Annotated in this window: 7 protein-coding genes; 4 read left to right on the plus strand and 3 right to left on the minus strand. The window is 67.7% G+C overall.

The window, feature by feature from the left end; genetic code table 11:
- Both VFE05_09885 and VFE05_09890 read right to left on the minus strand, forming a co-directional pair.
- Positions 1–981 (minus strand): TIGR03885 family FMN-dependent LLM class oxidoreductase (locus VFE05_09885; GenBank protein HET6230364.1); only part of this gene is annotated, 981 nt, incomplete at its 3' end.
- Positions 978–1,856 (minus strand): SDR family oxidoreductase, encoded by an 879-nt coding sequence (locus tag VFE05_09890; GenBank protein HET6230365.1) that lies wholly within the window; start codon positions 1,854–1,856, stop codon positions 978–980. The genes VFE05_09890 and VFE05_09885, both read right to left, overlap by 4 nt.
- A gap of 222 nt (positions 1,857–2,078) precedes the next feature.
- Here VFE05_09890 and VFE05_09895 point away from each other — a divergent pair, with 222 nt between their 5' ends.
- A complete protein-coding gene (locus VFE05_09895; protein ID HET6230366.1) occupies positions 2,079–3,464 on the plus strand; it encodes a Fic family protein in 1,386 nt (461 codons plus the stop codon).
- A 9-nt stretch (positions 3,465–3,473) separates the two neighbouring features.
- On the opposite strand, the gene VFE05_09900 is transcribed toward VFE05_09895, so the two are convergent.
- Complete coding sequence (locus VFE05_09900; protein HET6230367.1) at positions 3,474–3,968, minus strand: GAF domain-containing protein; 495 nt, start codon at positions 3,966–3,968, stop codon at positions 3,474–3,476.
- A gap of 192 nt (positions 3,969–4,160) precedes the next feature.
- On the opposite strand from VFE05_09900, the gene VFE05_09905 reads away from it, so the two are divergent.
- From VFE05_09905 to VFE05_09915, 3 genes are all read left to right on the plus strand, one after another.
- Complete coding sequence (locus VFE05_09905; GenBank protein HET6230368.1) at positions 4,161–4,574, plus strand: hypothetical protein; 414 nt, start codon at positions 4,161–4,163, stop codon at positions 4,572–4,574.
- Positions 4,575–4,727: 153 nt separating this feature from the next.
- Positions 4,728–4,982: a hypothetical protein gene (locus tag VFE05_09910; GenBank protein HET6230369.1), complete on the plus strand. Its 255-nt coding sequence runs from the start codon at positions 4,728–4,730 to the stop codon at positions 4,980–4,982.
- Positions 4,983–5,246: 264 nt separating this feature from the next.
- Positions 5,247–6,533 (plus strand): S41 family peptidase (locus VFE05_09915; GenBank protein ID HET6230370.1); only part of this gene is annotated, 1,287 nt, incomplete at its 3' end.

The raw sequence follows: 6,533 nt of genomic DNA on the forward strand, positions 1-6,533 counted from the left end.
GCCACGCATCAGCTCCGGGACCACGCGCTCGCCGAAGACGTCGATGAACCGCTCCTGCTCGCCACGGTGGATGTTGTGCAGGTCGATCTCCGCGAACCCCATCTCCGCGTCGCCCGCCAGCCACTCCAGATGCTCGTCCACGCTGTCGGAGATGCGCACCTTCTTCGCGATGTCCTCCGGCCGCACGTACTCGCCCGCCGCGTCGAACAGCGCCGGCATGCGCAGGTCCGCCAGCACGGGGCTGGGGAACTGCACCGACTTCCACTGCTCCCACGCGCCCCGCAGCGCATCTTCCTTCGTCTTCGCGAAGCTGAGCTGCGCCTGGAGATGGATCGGCTTCCCCTCCCCGCCTCCGCGCCGGAAAGCGTCCACGATCTGCTGCATCGACTCGCGCTCGCCCACCACGGTGATGAGCCCGTCCGCCCAGCCGCCCATCCACTCCGCCGTCTCCGGGCTGAGCGCCGCGCCCACGATCATCGGCGGCTCCGGCGGCAGCGTGTACAGCTTCGCCTCTTCGACCGTGACGAGGCCGTGGTGCGTCACCGTCTCACCCGCCCACAGCGCGCGGATGATGTCCACGCCTTCGCGCAGCCGGGCGTTGCGCTCGGGCTTGCACGGCCAGCGTTCGCCCGTGATGTGCTCGTTCAGCGCCTCGCCGCTGCCCGGCGCGATCCAGAAGCGGCCGGGGAACATCTCCGCCAGCGTCGCCGCCGCCTGCGCGATGATGGCCGGGCTGTAGCGCCATCCCCCCGGCACCGTCACCACGCCGAACGGCAGCGAGGTGGACGCCAGCGCCGCGCCCAGCCACGACCACGCGAAGCCACTGTGGCCCTGCGCCTCGCTCCACGGGTGGAAGTGGTCGCTGCACATGGCCGACGCGAAGCCCGCCGCGTCCGCCCGCTTCACCAGCCGCAGCAGCTCGCCCGGCGCGTACTGCTCGTGCGAGCAGTGGTAGCCGATGCGGAGCCCGGCAGCCTTCATCGGCTGGTGCCCTTGCCCGTGGGCGCCAGCACCTCGCCCGTGTAGTAGCGCGCGTCCGCGCTGGCCAGGAAGACGTACGACGTGGCGATCTCCACCGGCTGCGCGGGCCGCTTCCACACCGAGTCCTGCCCGAACTTCTCTACGTGCTCGGGCGACAGGGTGGCTGGAATGAGCGGCGTCCACACCGGGCCCGGCGCCACGCAGTTCACGCGGATGCCGCGGTCCGCCAGCCCATTGGCGAGCGACTTGGTGAAAGTGTGGATGGCGCCCTTCGTGGACGCGTAGTCGATCAGCCCAGGGTTGCCCTCCAGCGCCGTGACCGAGCCGGTGTTGATGATGGCCGCGCCCGCCTTGAGGTGCGGCAGCGCGGCCTGCACCATGTAGATGTAGCCGAAGATGTTGGTGCGGAACGTCCGGTCCAGCTGCTCCGGCGTGATCTCCTCGATCCCTTCCGTCTCCATTTGGTACGCCGCGTTGTTCACGAGCACGTCCAGCCGCCCGAACGCCTCCGTCGCGGCGCGCACCAGCCCGCGGCACTGCTCCGGCTCGCGCACGTCGAAGCGGTGGGTGATGCAGCGGCGGCCGGCCTTCTCCACCCAGCGCTTCGTCTCCGCCGCGTCCTCATCTTCCTTCTCGCTCTCGTAGCCGATCGCCACGTCGGCCCCCTCGCGCGCGAACGCGATCGCCACCGCCCGCCCGATGCCGCTGTCGCCGCCCGTTACGATGGCGGCCAGCCCCTCCAGCTTGCCGCAGCCGCGGTAGCTCTCCTCGCCGTGGTCGGGCTTCTCCCGCATCTCCGTCTCCACACCCGGCGGCGACTGCTCCGGCTCGTGCGTGTCCGGCTTCTCCGCCTGCTTTGGATCGCGCTCCTCCATGGTCTTCGCTCCCGCGCAACTCTGTGCCCCGCGCGCCGATGCAGCCCCCCGCCGCACCCGCCGAAGCCCGCGCCGTTTTGCACGACGTGTACCGGCGGAGGGGACAGGGGAGATTCAACTCAGGTGTGCCCGTCGTTGTGGTGCCGTTCGGCGGCGTGGTATAATCTGGAAGAAGATTTTCGCACCGTGCGAAAAGCTGGTAGCACACCTCGGAGCAGACGAATGGAGCTTCGCGACGCGCTTGCGGAAGTGGACCGGCTCCGCGCGGAGCTGGATGCGCTGCGCCCGCTGGATGCCGCGCAGCAGAAGCGCGTGATGGACAAGTTTCGCCTGGAGTGGAACTACCACTCGAACGCGATCGAGGGGAACTCGCTCACGTTCGGTGAGACGCGCGCCTTCCTGCTCCACGGCCTGACCGCGAAGGGCAAGCCGTTCAAGGACTACCTGGACATCCAGGGGCATGACCGTGTGATCGACGTGCTCTTGGACGTGGTCCATGATCGCGAAGAGCTGACGGAGTCGATGATCCGCGAGATGCACAAGGTGCTTCTCGTGGAGCCGTACTCCATGCCTGCCGAGAGTCCCGAGGGACTGCCCACTTCGCGCAGAATCGAAATCGGGCAGTACAAGACCGCGGCCAACCACGTCGTCACCCGCACCGGCCAGACCCACTACTTCGCCGAACCGGTAGATACGCCTGCGCGGATGGCCAATCTCATCCGCTGGTTTCGGGAGAACCGCGACAATCCGGACGTCCACCCGGTCTTACTCGCCGCCTTGTTCCATCACCAATTCGTCGCCATCCATCCGTTCGACGACGGCAACGGCCGGCTGGCGCGCATTCTCCTGAACTTGATTTTGATGCGGGCGGGTTATCCACCTGTCGTGTTCAAGCTGGAAAAGAAGGCCGAATACTTCCTGGCTTTGGAGAAGGCAGATGTCGGTGAGGAAGAGGATTTCGTCGTATTCGTCGCGGAATCATTGATCGATTCGCTTCGGATGTCTCTGAAAGCCGCGCGCGGGGAGTCGATTGACGAACTCGCCGACTTCGATAAACGGTTGAACCTGCTTACCCGCACTCTTCAAACTCGAGCCGATCCCTCACTCGATGTTGATGATGAGTGGACGAAGGAAATGCAACTTCGTGTATTGCCGAAAATTCTGCTGGTATTCCGCGCAGTAGCAGAACGCATAACTCATCTGAATGGCATTTTTGCCTCTCCGCCTGCAGCGAAGATTACGGCATCGTCACGAGATGGCGCCCATAGTCAAACGTTTGATGATCCACGGCTGCTCAGTGAAAACGTTGTGCGCTGGGCGGCCGAGAGACTGTTAACAGCTCTTCATATGAATCATGAAGGGCGTCTCCGGAAAAGCGTTCTTGCGAGCTTATCAACCCGGTTGCGCCCGGATGTATTCGCCCCGAGCGTTTCCGTGCGATTTCACCCCACTTCTATCGCATTCAGGGCGAAATTTCCAGGTCTTCCACCCAGCATATATCCGCCGATGTCCTATCTGGAATTCAGCGAGACCAACATGTCATCGGAAATCACGAAGTTCCTTCTCGCAGATCTCGTCGCGTCGGTAGATAAGCTTGCTTCCAGTTAGCGAAGCCGCCTACGCCGCCGGCTCCTGCGCGGGCGACCACTCGGTCGCGTGGACGGCGCGGATGAGCAGCGGGGCGATGGTCTCCAGCAGGTACACCTCGTCTTCGCCGAACGGGATGGGCTCGTAGTCGAAGTGGCAGATGGTGCCGAAGAGCGTGGCGTCCTCTTCCATGAGCGGGACGCCGCAGTACGAGCGCACCACGTTCTGCTTGGGATGCCCGGCCACCCGCGGGTCGCGCACGCTGTTCTCGGTGGTGAAACGCTCGGCCGTCTGGCGCACGAACATGCAGTACGAGTCCAGCACGGGCTGGTCTGCAGACCGCTCCACCGCCGGATCGTCGCGGTCGATGAGGTGCAGGTTGCGCAGCGTGCCGCCCTCGAAGCGAAACACGGCCGTGAACCGGTGCAGGCTCTGCGCGTTCAGGTAGCAGAGCGCCGCACGGACGCCCTCACCGCCCCCCAGGATGCGCCGGAAGTTCGATACCGCTTCTCGCTGCTCTGCCATGGTTGGTCCGGCCGGTGAGTGTGCCTGCATTCTAAATACTGTCGCTTTCGCAACTTCCGGTCCCCACCGCCCGCCCGATGGCCTGGGGCGGGGCGGCACTCGATTGCCTCCGGCGCGGCGCGGGCCTAAGCTTCGGGGAGATGCGCGGCGGCAGCGCCGGACGTTGCGAGCAACTGAAGTGAAGGCGGGGGGATGGCAGGCTTTCGGGAGATGTGCGACGCGCTGCACGGCGCGACCTTGGAGCACCACTCGGCGCACCTTTCCGCCCGCACGTTCGCGATGACGTTCCGCCGGGATGACCGCGCGTCCACCCATTCGACCGCCGCGGGAGATAGCGCTCCGCGCGTGGAGATGCGGCTGGAAGATGTGCGGTGGGTGAGGTGGTCAGCGGGCGGAGGCGATGCCGGAGCTCCGTGGCGCATCTCCGCCGCGGGCATCGAGCGGCTCGCGGAGGGCGACGTGTGGCGCATCTACCTGAACGCGGGCGGCCCGGAGATCGAAGGCGCGTGCGGCCGCATCGTCCGCGACGGCGAGGAGGTGGACGGCGTGGGACGCGCGTACCGCTCCGCCCCCGCAACGGGACCCGCCGAGCCGTATCCAGGGTAGGGATCGCGCGGAACGTGCGCCGCATCCGCCTGCATCGATGACGACGCCTCCCTTCGGTGCAGCTGCGCAGCGATCCAGCCGCCGCTCATCTCCCGTCCGGCGCCGCTTCCCGCCCCCGCCGGGCGCTCAAACCAACGACACCGTGCGCTTTCGATGAAGATCCCGATGGAGTGGCTCACCCAGCGCACCGAGAACGCGCCCACGTCCCAGCACCGCAGCCTGCCGGACATGGCGGCGCTGCGCATCCGCATGGCGTGGCAGAAGGTGAAGCGCGAGGCCGTGGAGGGCGACGAGGTGTGGGCCTTCGCGAACCCGTCGAACACCTGGAAGAAGCTGGGCAAGCACACCGGCTACGCGGTGGTCCGCAAGGGCAAGATCGTCCACAGCGTGGTCGTCACCAGCGACTGACGCGCCGTCGGCGCGCGGTCATCTGCCGCATCATTCCCTTCCGCACGTCCGCGGAGACGCGCACGGCCGCGCATCCACACTGACGCACGCCGTAGCGCAAAGCTCGGCATCCCCGCGATCCATCTGCTGATCCGGAGCACCTGGCCGCCTCGCTCCCGCTGTTCGAGTGGCGATCCACCGCACCGCATCTCCCGATCCCACCTCCCTCTCCGCTTCCCGCCGATGATCTCACCTCGCCGGCTCGTTCGTGCCCTGTCGCTCGGGGTGTTGCTGTTCGTCGGCGGGTGGCGCCCCGCGGCCGCGCAGACGAGCGACGACACCGTGCCGCTCGCTAAGCGGCAGCAGATCGCCGCGGAGCTGGACCGCGGCATCCGCCGCTACTTCGCGCACCTGGCGGGCGCGCCGGACCTAACGGACTACCCGGCCGTCTACGCCGCCTACCGCGAGAAAGCGCTCGCCACGCGTGGCCGGCGCGACTTCGACCTGGCGACGCTGGAGTTCATGGCACGCCTGCACAACGGCCACACGGACTTCAACGACCGGTGGCTGTGGGACCGCTTCGGCGCGCCGCTCGGGTTCGCGGTGCGGTGGATGGACGGGCGGTGGGCGATCATCTACAGCGACCGCCCGGGCCTGAAGGTCGGCGACGTGGTGGGCGCCGTCGACGGCGAGCCGATGGAGGCCTTCTACCAGCGCGAGAAGCGGTTCATCCCCGCCTCCAGCGACCGCATGGCGCGTCACCTCTTCCGCAACCGCTCGTACCTCTTCCCCCAGCGCTTCACGCTCACCTTGGCAGATGGGCGCCAGGTGGAGGTCACGCGCGGCGAGCCTTCCGCGCCCTCCACGCCGCCCGCGGCGACGGCTACAGCCTCGACGGCGGACGTGGTGCCGCACCGGTGGCTGGTGCCGGACAGCGTCGCGTACATGCAGATCCCCAGCTTCGGCGAGGACAAGTACCAGAATCGCGCGCTGGAGGTGCTGCACGAGTACCACGATGCCCCGGCGCTGGTGATCGACGTGCGCGGCAACGGCGGCGGCAGCACGCCCGAGACGCTCATGCGCCAGCTCGCGGACCGCCCGCTGCCGTGGTGGTGGGAGTACAGCGCGCTGGGATCCGGCCCCATGCGCCACCTGCCCAAGACCGACGAGATCGGCCCCAACGGCGAGCGGAAGCCGCAGCCGTACCGCCCGGGCGGCACCCTCAGCCCGCGGCAGGTCTACCGCGGCCGCCTGGTCATCCTCGCCAACATCGGATGCGGCTCGGCGTGCGAGGACTTCGTGATGCCGCTCCAGCAGACGGGGCGCGCCACGGTGGTGGGCGACACCACGTTCGGCTCCACCGGCCAGCCCTACATCATGGACTTCGGCGACGGGATGACGGCGCGGGTGAGCGGCCGGCGCGCGTACTTCCCCGGCGGCAAGCCATTCGAGGGCGTCGGCATCGCGCCGGACGTGTACGTGCCTCCCAGCATCGCCGCGTACCAGGGCGGCGGCGATTCCGCTCTGGACCGCGCGCTCCAGGTCGTCCGCGCACCCGCTCCCCCGCGCCCG

This window comes from Longimicrobiaceae bacterium (genome assembly GCA_035696245.1).
Taxonomy (GTDB): domain Bacteria; phylum Gemmatimonadota; class Gemmatimonadetes; order Longimicrobiales; family Longimicrobiaceae; genus DASRQW01.